Raw genomic sequence first — 20867 nt, forward strand, 5'->3', positions numbered from 1 at the left:
CGCGCACACCGGCCCGGGCCCTGCCGCTCCCCCCGGCGACCACCCGTGACAACCACCCGTGGCGGGCGATGCGGGCATCGGGGGTGACGGGGTTCTCTGGGATCACGCGCCGCGGCCCCGGCGCGCGAGACGTATCCGCACCGACACCTGCGGAGTCGCACGGCAGGGCCGAGCGGCTCGGATCGGGGATGGTGACCATGTGCCGCTGGCTCGCCTACTCGGGCACTCCCGTGCTGCTGGACGACGTCCTCTACCGGCCGCAGCACTCACTGATCGACCAGAGCCTGCACGCGCGGATGGGTGTCGAGACCACCAACGGCGACGGCTTCGGCGTCGGGTGGTACGCGTGGCACCTGCGCACCCCCGCCGTGATCCGCGATACGGGCCCGGCCTGGAGCAACCGCAATCTCCGGGAGATCGCCGACCACGTCCGCTCGTCGCTGTTCTTCGCCCACGTCCGCGCCTCCACCGGGTCGGCCGTGCAGCAGACCAACTGTCATCCCTTCCGGCACGGGCGCTGGATGTGGATGCACAACGGGGCGATCAGCGGGTTCAGCGAACTGCGCCGCGACCTCATGCTCGCCGTGGCTCCGGAGCTGTTCCCCTCGCTGGAGGGCACGACGGACTCCGAGGTGATGTTCCACGTGGCCCTCACCCTCGGGCTGGACGGCGATCCGCCGGGCGCGGTGGCCCGCATGGTGGGGCTCGTCGAGCGGCTGGGCCACGAGCACGGGGTGCCGCAGCCGCTCCAGATGACGGTCGCGGTGACCGACGGCGAACGGCTGTGGTTCTTCCGGTACTCCAGCGCGGGAGACTCGCGGTCGCTGTACTACAGCAGCCGGGTGGAGGGCGTGCGGGCCCTCCACCCCGATCTCGCGTTCCTGAAGAACATCTCCGACGACACCCGGCTGGTGGTGTCGGAACCGCTCGGTGATCTGCCCGGCGTCTGGAACGCCGTACCGGAGAGCAGCTACGGCGTGGTGCAGCCAGGCCGGGAACTGCTACGGCACTTCGAGCCCGAGCCGGTCTGAGCCGGCCGGCCCGGCCGGGTCGCGTCAGCGGAGCCGGTCGGCGAACACCTCGTACGCCTGCTGGTCGAAGAGCACGAACCTGACCTGCTCGACCGCCGTGTCCGCTGCCCGTACGGTTTCCACCGCGATGCGTGCGCCGTCGTCCATCGGCCAGCCGTAGACGCCCGTGGAGACGGCCGGGAACGCCACCGTGCGGGCGCCGAGTTCGTCGGCGACGCGGAGGGACTCGCGGTAGCAGGAGGCGAGGAGGGCGGAGCGGTCCTCGGTCGCGCTGAAGACGGGGCCTACCGTGTGGATGACCCAGCGGGCGTCCAGGTCACCTGCGGTGGTGGCTACCGCCTGACCCGTGCGCAGGCCCTTGCCGTACCGCGAGGCGCGCAGCTTGCGGCACTCCTCCAGGATGGCGGGGCCGCCGCGCCGGTGGATCGCTCCGTCGACGCCTCCCCCGCCCAGCAGCGAGGAGTTGGCCGCGTTGACGATGGCGTCGACGCTCTCGCGGGTGATGTCGCCCTGGACGAGTTCGATGGTGGTCACGTCTGCCTCAGTCGCTTCCAGACGGCCTTGGCCGCGTTGTGCCCCGACATGCCGTGCACGCCGGGACCCGGCGGGGTCGCCGACGAGCAGATGAAGACGGCCGGGTGAGGGGTGCGATAGGGGAACAGGGTCGGTCTGGGGCGCAGCAGGACCTGCAGGCCGGAGACCGCGCCGGAGGCGATGTCGCCGCCGACGTAGTTGGCGTTGCGGGCGGCGAGTTCGGGCGGGCCCGCCGTCGCCCGGGCCAGGACGCGGTCGCGGAACCCCGGGGCGAAGCGCTCCAGTTGGCGTTCGACGGCGTCGGTGAGGTCGCCGGTCCAGCCGTGCGGTACATGGCCGTAGGCCCAGAAGACGTGCTTGCCCGCCGGGGCCCGGGTGGGGTCGACGATGCTCGGCTGGACCGTGATCAGGAACGGTTTGTCGGGGGCCCGGCCCTCCCGGGACGCCGCGCGCAGTGCCGTGCCGATCTCCGCGCGGTTGGCACCGATCTGCACCGTGCCGGCGACGCGGGCCTCCTTCGCGGTCCAGGGCACGGGGCCGTCCAGCGCGTAGTCGATCTTGAAGACGCCCGGCCCGTAGCGGTAGTCCGCGTAGTGGTTGCCGAAGCCGGCGATGCGGGCCAGGGCGGTGGGCGAGGTGTCGAAGACGTACGCGCGGGCCGGCGGCAGGTCGTCGAGGCGTTTGACCTCGTAGTCCGTGTGGACGCTGCCGCCGAGATCGCGCAGGTAGGCGGCGAGGGCGTCGGAGATCGCCTGGGAGCCGCCGCGGGCGACGGGCCAGCCGCGGGCGTGTGCCGCCAGGGCGAAGACCAGGCCGATGGCGCTGGTGGCGAAGCCGCCGAGCGGCGCCATGACATGTGCGACGAGCCCGGCGAACAGGGTCCTGGCCGGTTCGTCGCGGAAGCGGCGCGTCAGCAGGGTCGACGGAGGCAGGCCGACCAGGCCGAAGCGGGCGAGCGTGACCGGGTCGCGGGGCAGCGCGGTGAGCGGCAGGGACATGAAGTCGCGGGCCAGCGCGTCCCACTTGGGCAGGAAGGGCTCGACGAGCCTGCGGTACGCCCCGGCGTCGCGCGGCCCGAAGGAGGCGGCCGTCTCGCCCACCGACCGGGCCAGCACGGCCGCCGAGCCGTCCGGGAAGGGGTGCGCCATGGGGAGCTCGGCGTGCAGCCACTCCAGGCCGTAGCGCTGGAGCGGCAGGGCGCGGAACGCGGGTGAGTTGATGGCGAGCGGGTGCGCCGCGGAGCACGGGTCGTGCCGGAAGCCGGGCAGGGTGAGCTCCTCGGTGCGGGCACCGCCGCCCACGGTGCCCCGGGCCTCGAACACGGCGACGGAGAATCCGCGGCGGGCCAGCTCCACGGCCGCGGTCAGTCCGTTCGGCCCCGCACCCACTACGACGGCATCGAGCATCGACGGCACCTTCGGACCCCTTCGTCAGCCGACGGCCACTGAGGATCAGGATAGGCCCGGGGACTGACAGTCACCGGCCGCGGGGGGATTCGTGCGGGAAAGCGGCCCGGAGCGCCGCTTGAGCGACTGCGCGTGTACGGTCCGTGACATTCAGGCTCCGCTCGCCAGCAGAGCCGCCACCCGGCGGGCCGTGGCCGCGTCGCGGGCCGCGGTGAACGGCAGGTCGTTGCCGCCCGTGATGCGGAACGGCTCGCCCGTGCGGGTCAGGTGGGCGCCGCCCGCCTCCTCGACCAGGAGCAGACCGGCCGCGTGGTCCCACGCGGCCTCCCAGGAGAAGGCGACCGCGTCGGACTCGCCCCGCGCGATGGCGAGGTACTCCAGTCCGGCCGAGCCGCACGCGCGCGGTGCCACACCCTCGGTGCGCAGGCCGAGCAGCGCGTGCTTTTGTTCGTCCGTCGTGTAGTCCGGATGGGAAGTGGCCACGCGGAGGTCCCGGCCGGGCTCGGGAACGCCGGCGAACAGCCGCTCCCCGTCGAGGTAGGCGCCCTTGCCCCGCTGCGCGGTGGCGAGCCGGTCGCGGGCGGCGGCGTAGGTCCAGGAGGCGAGCAGGGTGCCGCCCTGGGCCAGCGCGACCAGGGTGCAGAAGGCCGGTTCGCCGCGCACGAACTGCCGGGTCCCGTCGACCGGGTCGACGATCCAGACCGGGGCGTCGCCGCGTATGGCCTCGTAGGACGCCGGGTTGGCGTGGACCGCCTCCTCGCCGACCACGGCCGAGCCGGGCAGCAGGGCGCCCAGTGCCTCGGTCAGGTACAGCTCGGCCTTGCGGTCGGCGTCCGTGACCAGGTCGTGCGGGCCGGCCTTCTGGTCGACCTCGTGTGCGGCGAGTCGGCGCCAGCGCGGCATGATCTCGGCGGCGGCCGCGCTGCGGATCGCCTCCTCGACGTCGGAAGCGTGCCGTGCGAGAAACTCTTCGATGGTTTCGGTGCTGTCGATCACCCCTCCATCACAACACGCGGCACTGACAATCCCTACCCAGCCGGTGCACTCCCGGTGGCTGCACGATGAACAGCGACGCCTCCGCGCGGGCTCCACAGCCATGAGACTCGGCGGGTTCACCGCCCGACGGCGTAGCCCTGCATGCCGCGCGGGTTCGCCGCCGCCGACAGGACGCCCGTCTCGGGGTCCCGCGCGACCGCGCAGAGCCTGCCCTCCGACCAGGGGCCGCCGACGGTCACCCGGTGGCCGCGCCGCCGCAGCTCCTTGACGACGGCCGGGTCCGTGCGCGACTCCACGGTGACGCTCCCCGGACGCATGCCGCGCGGGTAGAACGAGCCGGGGAAGCTGTCGTTGTGCCAGTTCGGGGCGTCGATCGCGCCCTGGAGGTCCAGGCCGCCGCGCACCCGGGAGCGCAGCGCGACCGCCAGGAGGAAGTGCAGCTGCCACTGGTCCTGCTGGTCCCCGCCCGGTGTGCCGAACGCCATGACCGGCACACCCTCGCGCAGTGCGATCGAGGGCGTCAGCGTGGTGCGGGGCCGGCGGCCGGGGGTGAGGGAGTTGGGCAGGCCCTCCTCCAGCCAGGTCATCTGGAGCCGGGTGCCGAGCGGGAAGCCGAGTTCGGGCACGACGGGGTTGGACTGGAGCCAGCCGCCGCTGGGCGTGGCCGAGACCATGTTGCCCCAGCGGTCGACGACGTCGAGGTGACAGGTGTCGCCGCGGGTGGCCCCGTCGTCGCCGACCTCCGGCTCGCCGGGCACGGGGGACGCCGGGCTCTTCGCGACGGTGGGTTCGCCGGTGCCCGGGGCGGCGGAGCCCTCCTGGGCGGTGGCCGCCACGCGCGCGTGCGCGCACAGTCGCGGGGTGCGTCCGCCGGGGCTGCCGGGCCGCAGCTCGTGGGAGGCCCGCTCGCCGACGAGAGCGCGGCGGTCGGTGTTGTACGCGTCGGACAGCAGGTCGTCGAGCGGCACCCCGGCGGCGTCCCCGTACCAGGCCTCCCGGTCGGCCATGGCGAGTTTGCAGTTCTCGACCAGCAGGTGGACGTAGTCGGCGGAGCCCTGGGGGGGCAGCTCGGGCGGGAGCAGGGCGAGCTGCTGGAGGAGCACCGGGCCCTGGCTCCAGGGGCCCGGCTTGCACACGGTCCAGCCGTTCCAGTCGTACGTCGCCGGCGTCTCGTAGGTCGCGGACCAGGCGGCGAGGTCGGCGGCCGTGAGGGTGCCGGTGTGGTGTGCGCCGCTGGTGTCCAGGGTGGGCCGCCCGGCCTGCCGCACCAGGGCCTCGGCTATGAAGCCGGAGCGCCACACCTCCCGCGCGGCCTCGATCCGGGCCTCCCGGTCCCCCGCCCCCGCGGTGCGGGCGAGCAGGCGCTTCCAGGTGGCGGCGAGCGCCGGGTTGGCGAAGAGCCCGCCGGGGCGGGGTGGCTTGCCGCCGGGCAGGTAGACGTCCGCCGAGGAGGTCCATTCCGTCTCGAACAGTTCGCGTACGGTCTCGACGGTCTCGCCGACGCGTTCCACGGGCGGGTGTCCGTGCTCGGCGTATCCGACGGCGTACTTCAGGACATCGGCGAGGGACTTGGTGCCGTGGTCGCGCAGCAGCAGCATCCAGGCGTCGAACGCGCCCGGCACGGCGGCGGCGAGCGGCCCGGTGCCGGGGACGAGGTCCAGGCCGAGGCCCCGGTAGTGCGCGACCGTCGCCCCGGCCGGTGCGACGCCCTGCCCGCACAGCACCCGTACCTCACCGCCGGCCGGCGCGAGCAGGATCGGCACCTCGCCGGCCGGGCCGTTGAGGTGCGGCTCGACGACATGCAGCACGAACGCGCCCGCCACGGCGGCGTCGTAGGCGTTGCCGCCGTCCTCCAGGACGGCCATGGCCGACTGCGAGGCGAGCCAGTGCGTGGAGGACACCATGCCGAAGGTGCCCTGGAGAGTGGGGCGGGTCGTGAACATAGGGCCTCTCATCTCGTTCACCTGTTTGCCGGTGATCTCCCTTCCCTACCCGGGCTGACGGAGCGGATAGCGGGATGCTGGTGACACCATGCGGATGTTCTGTGTCCTCACTGTCCTGGTGGCCGCGAACCTGCTCAACAATTGGCTCGCGCCCGGCGCCTACGTACCCACCTGTGTGGCCGCGGCTGCCGCACTGCTGCTGATCGCCCGGTGGGACGGTCTCACCCGCGCCGATCTCGGGCTCGACACGGTTGCCATGTACCAGGGGCTGCGGTGGTCAGCGGTGCTGGTGGGAGCGGTTCTCGCCGTTTTCCTGGTCGGGCTCGCTCTGCCGGTCACCAGGGAGGCCTTCGAGGACGAACGCGCCGCCGGCCTGACCGTGGGGGAACTGCTGTGGCGGGTGCTGGTCAGGGTGCCGGTCGGCACCGTGCTGCTGGAGGAGATCGCCTTCCGCGGCGTCCTGTGGGCCATGGTGCGGCGTCGGCGCGGCACTGCCTGGGCCACTGCGGTGTCGTCGGTGCTGTTCGGGCTCTGGCATGTGCTTCCCTCGCGCGGGCTGAGCCGGGCCAACGCGGCCGCCGGGGTCCTCGGCACCGGACCGGCAGGCACCGCGCTGTCGGTCGCGGCCGCCGTGGTCGCCACGACCGTGGCCGGGGCCGGCCTGTGCGAGCTGCGGCGCCGGTCCGGAAGTCTGCTGGCGCCCGCGGCGCTGCACTGGGCCCTCAACGGCTTCGGCTACGTGATGGCCTGGGCCGTACCTCGGTGGAGGGGCGAGGGGGACGTGCTGTGAGCTTCGGACAGTCCCCGCTTCAGCCGCGGGATGTCGTGCCACCGAGGACTTGCTCGCGGAGGATGTCGGCGTGGCCACAGTGCTGGGCCAGTTCGCGCAGCGTGTGGAGGTAGACCCAACGCAGCGGCAGTGGGCCCCGGCGGTTGCCCAGGAGGAGGTCGTCCAGCGTCAGCTCTGCCGTGGCGCGACGGGATGCCGCGCATGCCTGCCGGTAGGCGTGCTGGACCGAGGCGACCGTGTCGTCGTCGTGGAGGTCGAACGACTCGTCGGGCGAGTCGGGAATGCCGATCTCGGCACGGGATCGGCAGGTCGTCCCCTCGTCGAACCAGACCTTCTCGACGAACGTGGCGTGCTTGACCAGACCGAGCAGCGTGGTCTTGGACGTGACCAGTGACCGGCGTGCCTGCTCTTCGGTCAGCCCGTTCAGACTGTCGTGAAGCGCGCAGCGATGCTCATCGAGGAATGTCTCGAACTGGTCGCGGAGCGTTGCGTGGAAGACGGAGGGTTCCGTCGACGGCTGGAAGACCATGTCCGCAACGATAGGCTGCCCGGCTCCCGTGGACCTGTGCGATGACAAACCGCCCAGTGACCGCCTAACCGATCGAAACCACAACCGTCGACAGTGAGTCACCGTCACCACGCAGGCACGGAGCGAGTTCGCACTTCCGCGTCACAGGGAGTCATGTGAAACTGTCGTCCCGTCCGCCGTCCCCCACGAGAAGGGCGCCGTGCGTTCCCTACCTCTGCCCCTGGCCCTGACCGCACGCCTGTCCCCGGTGGCCGTGCTCGCCGCGGCGGGCTGGGCGCTGTCGTCCGGCCCGCTCGCCGCGCCGCAGGCCGCCGAGCACAAGCCGGCCGACGAGAAGACCGAGACCCAGTCCGCGTCCGCCCCGTCGACGTCGACCGTGTCGAAGACCTACTCGGCCGCGCCGGCGCCGTGCGAGAGCGTTGCCAAGAAGACGGTCGAGTCGCTGGTGCCGGGTGCCAAGACGGCCGGGAAGGAGATCCCGTCCACGGACTCGCAGTTGCGCCGCACCTGCTCCTGGAACGCGCTCAAGGGGTACAACTACCGCTGGCTCGACGTGTCCTTCGAGGTGATGGAGTCGGACGAGGCGGCAGAGAAGGCCTACCAGGGGCGCACCGAGGAGAAGAGCGGCGGTGGCGCCGTTCCCGGTCTGGGTGACACTGCGTACTCCATCGTCAACCTCACCACCGAGGACAAGCAGCAGACCCGCGAGGGCCAGGTGTTCGTGCGCGCGTCCAACGCGCTGATGATCGTCACGTACAACGGCAGCGACTTCGAGTCGAAGAAGGCGCCGAGCACGGACACGATCAACAAGGGCGCGATCAAGGCCGCGAAGGAAGCGGTGGCCGCGCTGGAGGACGGCAAGGGCTGACCGCCCTCCAGCATCCGTGGCCATGGCCGTGGCCGTGGTGGTGTCAGACGGTGGCCCGGTTGCCGCCCCGTGCCGCCATCAGCACCAGGTACAGCAGCATCGACGTGCCCAGGCCCACCGCCCAGCCGTAGTCGGCCAGACCGGCCAGGGCCGGGATGGGGCGGCCGTCGATCAGCGGCTTGAAGCTGGCGCCGCCGACGGCGAGGACACCACCGACCGCGAAGGCGACGACGGCCCGCCAGTTCCAGCCGCCCTCGTACCAGTAGCGGCCGCCCGTGCGGTACAGGTCGGCCAGGTCGAGCCGGGAGCGGCGCAGGATCCAGTAGTCGGCGATGAGGATGCCCGCGACGGTGCCGAGCAGGCCGCCGACCAGGCCGAGCCAGGTGAAGATGTAGCCCTGCGGGTCGGAGTACAGCTTCCACGGGAAGATCAGCACACCGAGGACGCAGGTGGCGAGCGCGCCCGCCCGGAAACTGATCTTCCGCGGCGCGATGTTGGAGAAGTCGAAAGCGGGTGAGACCAGGTTGGCCGCGACGTTGACGGACAGCGTGGCCACCAGGACGGTGACGAGGGCGAACAGCAGGCCCACCGTGTTGTCGGTCTTGGCCGCGAGCTGTACCGGGTCCCAGATCGCCTCGCCGTAGACGGCCTGCGAGCCGGAGGTGACCATCACGGAGAGGAACGCGAACAGCGTCATCGTCGTCGGCAGACCGAGGGCCTGCCCCCACGTCTGCGCCTTCTGGCTCCTGCCGTAGCGGGTGAAGTCGGGGATGTTCAGCGACAGCGTGGACCAGAAGCCGATCATGCCCATGAGCGCCGGAGCGAACAGCTTCCAGAAGTCCGGGCCCCAGCCGAGCTTCGACGGCTGGTCGAACAGCGGACCGAAGCCGCCCGCCTTGTCGCTCATCCACCACAGCATCACGAACGCGCCGACGAGCACGAACGGCGCCGCCCAGTTCTCGAAGCGGCGGATGGTCTCCATGCCCCGGTAGATGATGACGACCTGGAGCGCCCAGAAGATCGCGAACGACAGCCACATCGTCCAGGCGTAGCCGCCGACCTTCGCCGCGTCGGTCCAGCCGCTGCCGACGAGCTTGCCGGCCAGGAAGTAGATGGCCTCGCCGCCGATCCAGGTCTGGATGCCGAACCAGCCGCACGCCACCAGCGCCCGTACGACTGCGGGCAGGTTGGCCCCTCGGATGCCGAAGGAGGCCCGGGCGAAGACCGGGAAGGGTATGCCGTACTTGGGTCCGGCGTGCCCGGTGAGCAGCATCGGTATCAGCACGATCACATTGGCCAGGGCGATGGTGAACACCGCCTGCTTCCAGTCCATGCCGACGGCGATGAGTCCGGAGGCCAGGGTCCAGGAGGCCGTGTTGTGGGCCATGCCGACCCACAGCGCGGAGAAGTTGTACGTGGTCCAGGTGCGCTTCTCGACGGGGACCGGCAGCAGGTCCTCGTTGGCGTAGGGCCCGGTCGGTGCGGGGGCGCCCGGGGCGATCTCCACCCGGCCGTCGGCGAGGGTGACTTGGGTGGTCGGCGGCGGTGCGGTGGGAGCGGTGTCGGTCATGGGCCAGGCCAATCATGGAGGTGGGACGGGAAAGGCCATGCGGGTGGCGCCGATGGGGGGTGCGCTGCGCTCGGGAGCGTCCTGGGCCCCCTTCCCTGGCCGGCGGGAAGGGGGAGATCAAAGGAGTGGTGCGGAGGCGGTCAGCCGTTGACGGCCGGGATCACCCGCGATCCGTACGTGTCGATCACGGCTTCCTGCGCGTCGTGCATGTCGTAGACGGCGAACTGGTCCACGCCGAGCGCGCGCAGCGCGTTCAGCTTCTCGACGTGCTTCTCGACCGGGCCGATCAGGCAGAACCGGTCGACGATCTCGTCGGGCACGAACTGGGTGTCCGGGTTGTCGGCGCGGCCGTGGTGGGAGTAGTCGTAGCCCTCCCGCGCCTTGATGTAGTCGGTGAGTTCGTCGGGGACGGCGGCGGAGTGCTCGCCGTACTTGGACACCAGGTCGGCCACGTGGTTGCCGACCATCCCGCCGAACCACCGGCACTGGTCGCGCGCGTGGGCGAGCGCCTCGGGCGAGTCGTCCTCGGTGACGTAGGCCGGGGCGGCCACGCAGACGGTCACCTCGGACGGGTCCCGGCCGGCGGCGACGGCCGCGTCCTTCACGGCCTTGACCATGTACTCGGTCAGATACAGGTCGGCCAGCTGGAGGATGAACCCGTCGGCCTCCTCGCCGGTCATCTTCAGGGCCTTGGGTCCGTACGCGGCCATCCACACGGGGAGTTCGGCGCCCGGCCCGATCCACGGGAACCGGACGACCGTGCCGTCGCCGAGGTCGGCCTCCCGACCGCTGCCGAGGGCCCGGATGACCTTCATGGCCTCGCTGATCCGGGCCAGCGTGTTGGGCTTGCGGCCGGCCACGCGCATCGCGGAGTCGCCGCGGCCGATGCCGCAGACCGTGCGGTTGCCGAACATGTCGTTGAGCGTGGCGAAGGTGGAGGCGGTGACCTCCCAGGTGCGGGTGCCCGGGTTGGTCACCATCGGCCCGACCTTCAGTTTCGTGGTGTTGGCCAGGATCTGGCTGTAGATCACGAACGGTTCCTGCCACAGCACGGCGGAGTCGAAGGTCCAGCCGTACGAGAATCCGTTGCGTTCCGCCCGTTTCATCAGGCTGATCACCCGCGAGGCCGGCGGGTCGGTCTGCAGGACGAGTCCGAAGTCCATCGGCACCACTCCTAGTTGAGGTACTGACAGGTGGATCGCGGGGTGTAGACGCCGTGCCCGGCGTGCCCGGTGTACTCCCGCTCGGTGATCACGGGTTCGCCGCGCGAGAGGACCGTCTCGACCCGGCCGGTGACGCGTTTGCCCTCGTACGCCGAGTAGTCGACGTTCATGTGGTGGGTCTCGGCCGACATGACCTGCTCGGCGTGCGGGTCGTAGATGACGACGTCGGCGTCGGCGCCCGGCGCGATGGTGCCCTTCTTCGGGTAGAGGCCGAACATCCGGGCCGGCGAGGCGCAGGCGATCTCGATCCAGCGGCGGCGGGAGATGTGCCCGTCGAGGACCGCCTGGTGGAGCAGGTCCATACGGTTCTCCACCCCCGGCAGGCCGTTGGGGATCTTGGAGAAGTCGCCGCGGCCGAGTTCCTTCTGGCCCACGAAGCAGAACGGGCAGTGGTCGGTGGAGACCACCTGGAGGTCGTTGGTGCGCAGGCCCCGCCACAGCGCGGCCTGGTGCTCCTTCGGCCTGAGCGGGGTGGAGCACACGTACTTCGCGCCTTCGAAGTCCGGCTCGGCGAGGTTGTCGGTGGACAGGAACAGGTACTGCGGGCAGGTCTCGCCGAAGACGGGCAGTCCCTCGTCACGGGCCCAGGCCAGCTCGGCGACCGCCTCCGTCGCCGAGACGTGCACGACGTACAGGGGCGCGCCCGCGACCTGCGCGAGCTTGATGGCGCGGTGGGTGGCCTCGGCCTCCAGCAGGGCCTTGCGGACCTCTCCGTGGTAGCGCGGGTCGGTCTCGCCCCGGGCCAGGGCCTGCTCGACCAGGACGTCGATCGCGATGCCGTTCTCGGCGTGCATCATGATCAGGCCGCCGTTCTCGGCGGAGCGCTGCATGGCGCGCAGGATCTGGCCGTCGTCGCTGTAGAAGACGCCCGGGTAGGCCATGAACTGCTTGAAGGAGGTGACGCCCTCCTCGATCAGCAGGTCCATCTCCTTGAGCGTCTCCTGGTTCACATCGGAGACGATCATGTGGAAGCCGTAGTCGACGGCGCAGTTGCCCTCGGCCTTGGCGTGCCAGGCGTCGATGCCCTCGCGCAGGCTGTGCCCGACGCTCTGCACGGCGAAGTCGATGATCGTGGTCGTGCCGCCCCAGGCGGCGGCGCGGGTGCCGGTCTCGAAGGTGTCGGAGGCGAAGGTGCCGCCGAAGGGCAGCTCCATGTGGGTGTGGGCGTCGACGCCGCCGGGGATGACGTACTTTCCGGTGGCGTCGATCGTCCGGTCTGCGGTGAAGGCCTCTGCGGCGGGGGTGCCGGAGGTTGCGAGGGCGGCGATTCGGCCGTCCTCGATCAGGACGTCGGCGTGGATCTCGTCGGATGCGGTGATGACGAGGCCGCCGCGGATGACGGTTCGGGTGGTCATGCTCTGTCGCTCCTCGCCGTTTGGACGTGCCGGTTGACTGTGGCTGGCAGCGCGCACGCGGCGGTAGCCGCATATCGAATACAGCCCCGCGCCCCTAGAGGTCCGTCAGCGGACCGTACGCTGCAGGGGCCCTGTCCCTGTAGAACTGCCAGCGGTCGCGGACCTCTCGGAGTTTGGCCATGTCCAGGTCGCGGACGACCAGTTCGGGCTCCTTGTCGCTGGCCACCTCGCCGACGAACTGGGCCTCCGGGTCCACGAAGTACGACGTGCCGTAGAAGTCGTTGTCGCCGTACTCCTCGACGCCGACCCGGTTGATCGCGCCCACGAAGTACTCGTTGGCGACGGCCGCCGCCGGCTGTTCCAGCTGCCAGAGATAGCCGGACAGGCCGCGCGAGGTGGCCGAGGGGTTGAAGACGATCTCGGCGCCCGCGAGGCCGAGTGCGCGCCAGCCCTCGGGGAAGTGCCGGTCGTAGCAGATGTAGACGCCGACCTTGCCGACGGCGGTGTCGAAGACGGGCCAGCCGGAGTTGCCGGGGCGGAAGTAGAACTTCTCCCAGAAGCCCCTGACCTGCGGGATGTGTGTCTTGCGGTACTTGCCGAGGTAGGAGCCGTCCGCGTCGATCACGGCGGCGGTGTTGTAGAGGACGCCCGGCTGCTCCTCCTCGTACATCGGCAGGACCAGGACGATGCCCAGTTCCTTGGCGAGGGCCTGGAAGCGGCGGACGATCGGGCCCTCGGGGATCTGCTCGGCGTACTCGTAGAAGGCCGGGTCCTGGACCTGGCAGAAGTACGGTCCGTAGAACAGCTCCTGGAAGCACAGGACTTGAGCACCCTGCGCGGCCGCGTCGCGGGCCGCCTGCTCGTGGACCTGGATCATCGACTCCTTGTCGCCCGTCCAGGCGGTCTGGAAGACGGCGGCACGGATCACTCGGCTCATCGGGACCTCCGGTCGCTCGGTGTGCCGTGAGCCTAGGAAGCCGGGACGTGCTCTTTGAGTTGCACCGTGTCACGTCTGGGGGCGTGCGGCGTGCCACCGTGTCACTCTGCCGTGTGCCCATGTTTCACCGCCGTTTTCCCAGGTGGTCGGGTGTTTCACTGCTGTTGCGCGTCGTGCGCGAGGAGTGCGATGTGCACCGAGGCGGCCTGCTCGAAGTCGTCGAGGTCCACCCCGAGGCGGACCTGTATGGCTTCCAGGCGGCGGTAGAGGGCGGGCCGCGAGACGTGGTGGAGCTGGGCGGTCCGGGACTTGTTGCGGCCGGTGGCGAGGTAGGTGCGCAGCACGGACAGCAGGTCCTCCTCGGCCTCGCACAGCAGCCCGTCCAGCTCCCGCTCGGCGAAGGACTGCACGTGCGGGTCGTCGCGCAGCAGGCGGATCAGGCCCCGCAGGTGGACGTCCTTCAGGCGCACGACCGGTGGGAGGTCGAGGACGGCGGAGGAGTCGGCGACGGCGTCCGCGACGTGCTGGGCCTCGCGCAGTCCGGCGGGGACGTCGTCCCAGGCGGCACGGGGGTCGGCCGCGGCGACGACCGTGCGGGCCGGTCCTGACTCGGTGCGCAGCCGGGTCGCGAAGTGTGCGGCGAGGGCGTCCGCGTCCTGGTCGCGGGGAAGGCTGAGCAGCACGGCGGTGGCTCCGTCGGCCAGTTCGGCGACCAGCCCGGGCAGGCCCAGCAGACGCAGCAGCCGGTCGAGCCGGGCGGTGTCGCCGTCGCGGACGACCAGCGGCACGAACGTCCGCCGGTTGACCGGCAGCCCGGCCGCACGCGCCCGGGGCAGCAACTGCCGTGCCGGTACGATGCCGCTGACCAGGTCGGTCAGCAGGCCTTGCGCGGACTGCTCCTCCCAGGAGCACGCCGCGCCGCCGCCGAGCATGCGGTGCAGGACGAGGGCCTCGGCGGCGCGGTCGGCCAGCAGCCGCCCGGTGGCGGTGTCGCCCCGGTAGCCGCACAGCAGGATCCGGCCCCAGCGCTCCCCGCGTCCGCCCAGTTCGGCCCGGATCCAGCCGTCGCCCTCGGTGCCGCCGGCCTGCCGGGCGATGCGCTCCCAGTCGCGCAGCACGTCGTCCACCGCCGGCCGCTCCCCCGCCGTGCCGAGGACGCGGTGGGCGAGGTTGGTGACGACGACCGGGCAGGCGCTGTGCCGGGCGACCTCGTCGAGCAGGCGTTGCAGCGGGGCGCCCGCGGTGATCAGTGCGGTGAGTTCGGTGCGGACGGCCTCGGAGAGGCTGACGGCGGCGAACTTGCGCCGCACGAGGCGTGACTGGACCTCCTCGGTCAGCTCGGCGAAGGGGAAGGGCCGGTGCAGGACGACCATCGGCAGCCCGCACCGCTCGGCCGCCCGGCGCATCACGGCCGGCGCGGCGGGGAAGGCGCGGCCGAGTCCGAGGACGACGGCGGCGGCTTCCGCGCGGTGCAGCGACCGGACGTACTCGGCCTGCTTCTCCTCGTCGCCGGCGAGCAGCACACCGGTGGTGAGTATCATCTCGCCGCCGCTGAGCATCACGCCGACGTCGGCGGCCTCGGCGACGTGCACCCAGCGCACCGGCCGGTCGAGATGGCTCGCGCCGGCCACCACCTCGGGCTCCCCGGCGAGCACCCGCTCCAGGGTGAGGACCTGCCGGACCGACAGCGCGGGTTCCGGGGAATCCAAGGTGATGGTCATGGTGCCGTTCCCTTGTTCAGTGCACTGCTACTGGATGCTCCTCAGAGCGTTCTCGAGGATCGCGGCGCCTTCCTCGGCCTCCGCGACGTTGAGGGACAGCGGCGGGGCGACGCGCAGGGCGCTGGTGTTGTGGCCGCCGCCCTTGCCGATCAGCAGGCCGCCCTCGCGGGCCGCCTCCAGGACGGCCGCCGCGGCCTGCGGGTCGGCCTCGTCGGTCCCCGGCCTGGTGATCTCGATGCCGATCATCAGTCCGCGTCCGCGCACCTCCCGTACGGCCGGCACCTGCGCGGCGGCGGACCGCAGCCGCTCGATGAGCATGCCGCCGACGCGCCGGGCGTTGCCCTGGAGGTCGTGTTCCAGCAGGTAGTTGAGGTTGGCGAGGCCCGCCGCCATGGTGATCTGGGTGCCGCCGAACGTGGAGATGCTGTTGGAGTCGAGGCAGTTCATGATCTCGGAGCGGGCGACGACACCGCCGATGGACATGCCGTTGCCGATGCCCTTGGCGAAGGTCATGATGTCCGGCGGCCCGTTCTGCCCGTGGGCCTGCCAGCCCCAGAAGTGCTCGCCGGTGCGGCCCCAGCCGGTCTGCACCTCGTCGGCGATCCACAGGACGCCGTGCTCGTCCAGCACCTCGCGGAAGGCGGCGTAGAGCCCGTCGGGCGGTGAGGTGAAGCCGCCGATGCCCTGGATGGGTTCGGCGATCAGCGCGGCCGGCGCGCGGGTGTGGCCGAGCAGGTCCTTCAAATCGTCGACGCAGGCCGCGATGAAGTCGTCGTCGCCGAGGGAGGCGTACGGGCCGCGGGTGCGCACGCCGCCGTGGACGTACAGCGTCTGGAGCGGGGACAGCGAGGTCGGGGACCAGCCGCGGTTGCCGGTGATGCCGACGGCGCTGAAGGAGCGGCCGTGGTAGCTGTTGCGCATGGCCATGATCGTGTTGCTGCGGCGGTAGGTGGTGGCGAGCAGCAGGGCGGTGTCGTTGGCCTCGGTCCCGGAGGTGGTGAAGAAGACGCGCGCGTCCGGGATCCCGCTCAGCTGGGTCACTCGCTCGGCGAGTTCGACCATCGGCCGGTTGAGGTACAGGGTCGAGGAGTGGATGATCCGCCCGGCCTGCTCGCTGACCGCCTTGGTCACCTCGGGCAGGGCGTGCGCGGTCATCGTGGTGAGGATGCCGCCGAAGAAGTCGAGGTACCGGTTGCCGTGGGCGTCCCAGACGTGACGGCCCTCGCCGTGGGTGATCTCGAGGGGGTCCTCGTAGTAGAGGGCGAGCCAGTCGGGGAGCACGGCCCGGTGGCGGCCCAGCAGGTCGTTGGTCACGGCTGCACCAGTCCTTCGTAGGCGTCGGGGCGGCGGTCGCGGTAGAAGGCCCACGTCTGCCGCACTTCTTCGATGAGGTCGAGGTCCAGGTCGCGGATCACGAGCTCCTCCTGGCTGTCGCTGGCGACGTCGCCCACGAACTGCCCGCGGGGGTCGACGAAGTAGCTCGTCCCGTAGAAGTCGTTGTCGCCGTACTCCTCCTGCCCGACGCGGTTGATCGCCGCGATGTAGTACCCGTTGGCGACGGCGGCCGCGGGTTGCTCCAGCCGCCACAGGTGGGACGACAGGCTCCGGTGGGTGGCGGAGGGGTTGTAGACCAGCTGGGCTCCGGACAGGCCGAGTTGCCGCCAGCCCTCCGGGAAGTGGCGGTCGTAGCAGATGTAGACGCCGACCTTGCCGGCCGCCGTGTCGAAGACGGGCCAGCCGAGGTTGCCCGGCTTGAAGTAGAACTTCTCGCGGAAACCCTTGAGCTGCGGGATGTGGTGCTTGCGGTACTTGCCGAGGTAGGTGCCGTCGGCGTCGATCACGGCCGCGGTGTTGTAGTAGAAGCCGGGCTGCTCCGCCTCGAACACCGGCGCGACGATCACCATGCCGGTCTCGCGCGCGAGGGCCCGCATGCGCCGTACCGTCGGCCCGTCGGGTACGGGCTCGGCCCAGCGGTAGTGCTCCGGCTCCTCGACCTGACAGAAGTAGGGGCTGTTGAAGACTTCCTGGAAACCGATGATCTTCGCGCCCCGGCGGGCCGCCTCGCGGGCGTGCTCCTCGTGTTTCGCCACCATGGACTCGGTGTCGCCGGTCCAGGTGGCCTGGACCAGGGCGGCACGTACGACGTTGGCCATGAGCTGCTCCTTCGACGCGACGTCAGCGCCTCTACGCCCGTAGAAGCGGGCCGTAGAGCCACGAACGTAAGCCTCCGGCCCGGGCTTGCCAAGACCATCGTCCCCAACCCGCGGTGCCGCGCGCGATTCGCACTCCTGTGGGTGAGTCGCCGGGGGCACGAGATGCCCGGTCAGGCAGGGAATCCGGCGACCCGGAGAGCGTGCACGAGGTCCCAGCGGCGCTCGTCCGACACGCCCCGGGCGGCCTCCAGCAGGAGCGGTACGAGGGTCTGCGGACCGGGCTCGGCGCTGCGGGCCGCCTCCTCGGGGGTGCGTGCTCTGACGTACGCGTCGAGCAGCACGCGCACCTCGCGGTGGCGCCCCTCGGCGACCAGTCCCAGGACGGCCTCTCCGATCTCGCCCGGGGGCCGACCGGTCCCCTGCCGCAGGATCTGCTGCCCGTCGCCCGCGCGCCCGGCCGCACCCAGCGCGTCCGCGGCGGCGACCAGCCGCCCGGCGGGCAGCGAGCCGGCCTCCCAGAGCAGCGTCTGCCAGTCCGCACCGAGCCCGGCCCGCTCCAGCTCGTGCGCGAGCAGCGGAAACCGGGCCGGGGCCCAGGAGGCGGCCTCGACCAGCAGAGCGTGCGCCTCGCCGCTGCGCCCCTCCTTCCGCAGCCGCGCGAGGGCCTCGACGGCTTGCACGACGTCCCTCCGCTCGGCCACACCGACGTCCACGGCGCGCGGTTCCGCCCGCTCCTCCCCCACGGCTTCGGCGGCCCCGGCGAACCGCGCACCACGGGGCGTACGGCGGCCGGTCACCGGGGCGGGGTCGGGAAGCAGCGGCACAGCAGCGGACGGCGCGACGACGGGCGCTGCGTCCTCCTCGACCATCCCGGCGAAACGGGCGCTGCCGCGGCGGCGTTTGCGTTGCTTGGGGGCGGGGGTTTCCGGGGCGGCGGCGGGTTCCCGGGTGGCGGCAGGCCCTCGGGGGGCGCTGGGTTCCCGGGGGGCGCTTGGTTCCTGGGTGGCGATGAGCTCAGGGCCGACTGCGGGTTCCGGTGTGGCCGTGGGTTCTGGCGCGGTGAGGGGTCCGGGGGCTGCTGGGGACGGAGCGGCGACGGCGTCGGGTGTGCCGCCGGCTGTGGTTTTCCGGGACGCGGCCCAGCCCGCCCGACGCTCGCGCTCACGGGCATCAGCCGCGGCCTCCGCCGAAGCCGCCCCACCCACCGGAAACTCACCATCACGCCCACCGGCCCCGCGAACCGGAGCCCCGAAACCGCCGGACGCGCCACCAGATACGGCCTCCCAGGAGGTGGCGCGCCCCGCCGGGTGCTCGCCGTCGCGGGCGTCCGCCCGGCCGGCCCTGGCCGGGGAGACGCCGGACGCTGTCCCCCGGTAGCCGGCATGTCCTGCCGAAGACTCGCCGTCCTGGGCATCGGGCCGCCCGGCCGGGTCCGCCTCGGCGTCCGGATGCCGGGGGGCGTGGCGACCGGCCGCACCCGGCACGCCTGACGCCGGGTCCTCGCGGTGCCAGGCCGTGTCAGGCGTCCCGGGGTCGTACGGGCCGCCCGGGGCCGATCGCATACGGCCGCTGTCCGGTATCGGGCCGTCAGGCGTGTACCCGTCGGCCCTTGCCGGTCGAGCACCGCCCACCGCCGCACCAGAGCCTGCCCACCTGGCCGGTCCTGCTCGCGAAGACCCGTGCGCCGTACCAGGGCCCGTCTCCCTGCCCTGTCCTGCTCGCGAAGCCCCCTCCGCCGCCGCGAAGTCTCCGTCGTTCGGCCTGCGGCGCCACGCGCCCGACCAGGCAGCGTCGTCGCCCGGGGACCCACCGCCGCCATGTCCGCCTGAAGCCGCGCCCGCGCTGACGGGCACACCAGCGGCAGGTCCCGGCCTGCCGTCACCCCACGCCCCGTGGAACACGCCCCGCTCGCGGCGGTCCAAGTCGGCCATCCGGGCCCGGAGTTCCGCGCAGCGCGCTGTCGCGCGCTCGTGGTCGTCGTGGGCCCAGGCGAGGTCGAGGCGGAGGGTGTCGGCCTCTTCGCGGGTGGCGGCGACGGCGAGGAGGCGGGTCAGTTCCGTCTGGCGCTCGGCGGCGTACTTCTGTTCGCGGAGCATGACGTCGAGCCGGTCCCCGAGGGCGTCACGGCCGCCGGGCCGGGCATCGTACGCAGCGAGCGCAGCGGCGTGCAGGGACCGGGCGCGTTCCGTCTCCGGGCCCGCGCCCCCCGGGCCGTACTGCCCGGCGAGGTCCTGCAACAGCGCCTCGACCACGTCCCACGGCGGCATCTCCCGACCGTCGAGACAGGCCCGCATGCCCTCGGGGTCACGCTGCCAGAACACCGCACACCAGCCCCCGGACGGGTCCAGGCGTGCCAGCAGACCGTCCAGGTAATGCGCGAACTCCCGTACTGCACTTGGGAGTCGATCCGCCGCCATCGCTCAACTCCCGCCCGACCGGACACTCCGCCCAGTAGGCAACACCAGTCGTGTTACAGCCGTGCTACGGGGAGTTTTCACACGCGGCGCAGGAGCCTCAGCACTCCCTCGTCAGACCGGCACCAGCACGCACCGCCCGGCCAGCTCGTCCATCGACAGCCCGAGCGCGCCCGCCAGCGCGGCCACGGTGAAGAAGGCCGGGGTCGGAGCCCGCCCGGTCTCGATCTTCCGGAGCGTCTCCGGGGAGATGCCCGCGCTCGCCGCGACCTCCGCCATGCTCCGGTCGCCACGCGCCTCACGCAGCAGCCGGCCGAGCCGTTCGCCGCGTTCGCGCTCTTCTGGGGTGAGAGGGGTGCGCACCATGCCCCCATTCTAATACCGGTATAATAATTGGCATGGTTGAGCTGAAGACCGATGTGTCGATCGATGCGATGTACGAGGCGGGCCAGGTCGTCGCCCGCGCCCTGACGGCCGCGCAGAAGGCCGCTGACGTGGGCGTCTCCCTGTTGGAGCTGGACGAGGTGGCGCATGACGTGCTGCGCGAGGCCGGCGCGACCTCGCCCTTCCTCGGCTACCGGCCGACCTTCGCACCGACCCCCTTCCCCGCCGTCCTCTGCGTCTCGGTCAACGACGCGATCGTGCACGGCATCCCGACCCGCTACCGGCTGCGCGACGGCGACCTGGTCTCCATCGACTTCGGCGCGGAACTGGGCGGCTGGGTCGGCGACTCGGCGCTCAGCTTCGTCGTGGGTACCCCGCGCCCGGCCGACCTGCGCCTGATCGAGACCGCCGAGCGGGCCCTCGCGGCCGGCATCGAGGCCGCCGTCGTCGGCAACCGCATCGGCGACATCGCCCACGCGATCGGCACCGTCTGCCGCGCCGCGGGCTACGGCATCCCCGACGGTTTCGGCGGCCACGGCATCGGCCGCCGGATGCACGAGGACCCCGGCGTGCCGAACGAGGGCAGGCCGGGGCGCGGGATGCGCCTGAGGCACGGCATGGCGCTGGCGATCGAACCCATGGTCATCGCGGGCGGCATCGACACCTTCCACCCGGCTCCCGACGGCTGGACCCTGATGACGGACGACGGCTCCCGCGCGGCTCACGCGGAGCACACGGTGGCGATCACGGACGCGGGCCCGAGGATCCTGACCGCGCGCTGAGATCATCCCGACCGCACGCCGAGGTCTGCGCTGAGATCATCCCGACCGCACGCCGAGACCTGCCGGGATTACCCGGGTACGCCCCGAAGGTGCCCCTTGTCCGCGATCGTGCGAAGGTGTTCTACGAGCGCGCCCCAGGTGTAACGGGCTGCCACCCGGGTTACCCGACCCCGGCACGTCGACCAGCGAGGGCGTCCCCCGCCCGCGCGCCGGGGACGCCGGGAACGGAAG

Annotated in this window: 18 protein-coding genes; 4 read left to right on the forward strand and 14 right to left on the reverse strand. The window is 71.9% G+C overall.

Annotated features, from left to right (window positions below):
• The first annotated feature begins 197 nt into the window (after window positions 1–197).
• A complete protein-coding gene (locus MQE23_RS09300; protein WP_037673724.1) occupies window positions 198–1031 on the forward strand; it encodes a class II glutamine amidotransferase in 834 nt (277 codons plus the stop codon).
• Window positions 1032–1055: 24 nt separating this feature from the next.
• On the opposite strand, the gene MQE23_RS09305 is transcribed toward MQE23_RS09300, so the two are convergent.
• The 4 genes from MQE23_RS09305 to MQE23_RS09320 all read right to left on the reverse strand — a co-directional run bounded on the left by MQE23_RS09305 (window position 1056) and on the right by MQE23_RS09320 (window position 5910).
• A complete protein-coding gene (locus MQE23_RS09305; protein ID WP_020277054.1) occupies window positions 1056–1565 on the reverse strand; it encodes an O-acetyl-ADP-ribose deacetylase in 510 nt (169 codons plus the stop codon).
• The gene (locus MQE23_RS09310) at window positions 1562–2971 is read right to left on the reverse strand and encodes an NAD(P)/FAD-dependent oxidoreductase (RefSeq protein WP_020277055.1); all 1410 of its coding nucleotides are present in this window, start codon (window positions 2969–2971) and stop codon (window positions 1562–1564) included. Before MQE23_RS09310 ends, MQE23_RS09305 begins: the two co-directional genes overlap by 4 nt.
• A 150-nt stretch (window positions 2972–3121) precedes the next feature.
• Entirely contained in the window at window positions 3122–3967 is an 846-nt protein-coding gene (locus MQE23_RS09315; RefSeq protein ID WP_020277056.1) for an inositol monophosphatase family protein, read from the reverse strand.
• Window positions 3968–4083: 116 nt separating this feature from the next.
• Window positions 4084–5910 carry a gamma-glutamyltransferase gene (locus tag MQE23_RS09320; RefSeq protein ID WP_243378845.1) on the reverse strand — a complete coding sequence of 609 codons (1827 nt, stop codon included), beginning with the start codon at window positions 5908–5910 and terminating at the stop codon, window positions 4084–4086.
• Window positions 5911–5998: 88 nt separating this feature from the next.
• Here MQE23_RS09320 and MQE23_RS09325 point away from each other — a divergent pair, with 88 nt between their 5' ends.
• A complete protein-coding gene (locus tag MQE23_RS09325) occupies window positions 5999–6700 on the forward strand; it encodes a CPBP family intramembrane glutamic endopeptidase (protein WP_020277059.1) in 702 nt (233 codons plus the stop codon).
• A 19-nt stretch (window positions 6701–6719) separates the two neighbouring features.
• Here the strand turns inward: MQE23_RS09325 and MQE23_RS09330 are convergent, their stop codons facing one another.
• A complete protein-coding gene (locus MQE23_RS09330; protein ID WP_020277060.1) occupies window positions 6720–7229 on the reverse strand; it encodes a DinB family protein in 510 nt (169 codons plus the stop codon).
• 199 nt (window positions 7230–7428) lie between these two features.
• Between MQE23_RS09330 and MQE23_RS09335 the strand changes: the two genes are divergently transcribed.
• Window positions 7429–8097: a hypothetical protein gene (locus MQE23_RS09335; RefSeq protein WP_243378846.1), complete on the forward strand. Its 669-nt coding sequence runs from the start codon at window positions 7429–7431 to the stop codon at window positions 8095–8097.
• 43 nt (window positions 8098–8140) lie between these two features.
• Here the strand turns inward: MQE23_RS09335 and MQE23_RS09340 are convergent, their stop codons facing one another.
• From MQE23_RS09340 to MQE23_RS09380, 9 genes are all read right to left on the reverse strand, one after another.
• Entirely contained in the window at window positions 8141–9667 is a 1527-nt protein-coding gene (locus MQE23_RS09340; protein WP_243378847.1) for an NCS1 family nucleobase:cation symporter-1, read from the reverse strand.
• 140 nt (window positions 9668–9807) lie between these two features.
• Window positions 9808–10830, reverse strand: coding sequence for a TIGR03842 family LLM class F420-dependent oxidoreductase (locus MQE23_RS09345; protein ID WP_037673703.1), 1023 nt, complete (start codon window positions 10828–10830; stop codon window positions 9808–9810).
• Between the two features lie 11 nt (window positions 10831–10841).
• Entirely contained in the window at window positions 10842–12245 is a 1404-nt protein-coding gene (gene hydA, locus MQE23_RS09350; protein ID WP_243378848.1) for a dihydropyrimidinase, read from the reverse strand.
• Between the two features lie 94 nt (window positions 12246–12339).
• A complete protein-coding gene (locus MQE23_RS09355) occupies window positions 12340–13182 on the reverse strand; it encodes a nitrilase-related carbon-nitrogen hydrolase (RefSeq protein ID WP_037673706.1) in 843 nt (280 codons plus the stop codon).
• Between the two features lie 155 nt (window positions 13183–13337).
• Window positions 13338–14903 (reverse strand): PucR family transcriptional regulator, encoded by a 1566-nt coding sequence (locus MQE23_RS09360; protein ID WP_243378849.1) that lies wholly within the window; start codon window positions 14901–14903, stop codon window positions 13338–13340.
• A gap of 27 nt (window positions 14904–14930) precedes the next feature.
• Complete coding sequence (locus tag MQE23_RS09365) at window positions 14931–16217, reverse strand: aspartate aminotransferase family protein (protein WP_020277067.1); 1287 nt, start codon at window positions 16215–16217, stop codon at window positions 14931–14933.
• Entirely contained in the window at window positions 16214–17056 is an 843-nt protein-coding gene (locus MQE23_RS09370; protein WP_020277068.1) for a nitrilase-related carbon-nitrogen hydrolase, read from the reverse strand. Before MQE23_RS09370 ends, MQE23_RS09365 begins: the two co-directional genes overlap by 4 nt.
• A 170-nt stretch (window positions 17057–17226) precedes the next feature.
• Window positions 17227–19473 carry a hypothetical protein gene (locus tag MQE23_RS09375; protein ID WP_243378850.1) on the reverse strand — a complete coding sequence of 749 codons (2247 nt, stop codon included), beginning with the start codon at window positions 19471–19473 and terminating at the stop codon, window positions 17227–17229.
• A 111-nt stretch (window positions 19474–19584) separates the two neighbouring features.
• Window positions 19585–19836, reverse strand: coding sequence for a helix-turn-helix transcriptional regulator (locus tag MQE23_RS09380; RefSeq protein WP_020269220.1), 252 nt, complete (start codon window positions 19834–19836; stop codon window positions 19585–19587).
• A gap of 32 nt (window positions 19837–19868) precedes the next feature.
• On the opposite strand from MQE23_RS09380, the gene map reads away from it, so the two are divergent.
• Window positions 19869–20636 carry a type I methionyl aminopeptidase gene (gene map, locus MQE23_RS09385; RefSeq protein WP_243378851.1) on the forward strand — a complete coding sequence of 256 codons (768 nt, stop codon included), beginning with the start codon at window positions 19869–19871 and terminating at the stop codon, window positions 20634–20636.
• The last annotated feature ends 231 nt before the right edge of the window (window positions 20637–20867 follow it).

This window comes from Streptomyces sp. HP-A2021, from assembly GCF_022807935.1.
Classification (GTDB): domain Bacteria; phylum Actinomycetota; class Actinomycetes; order Streptomycetales; family Streptomycetaceae; genus Streptomyces; species Streptomyces afghaniensis.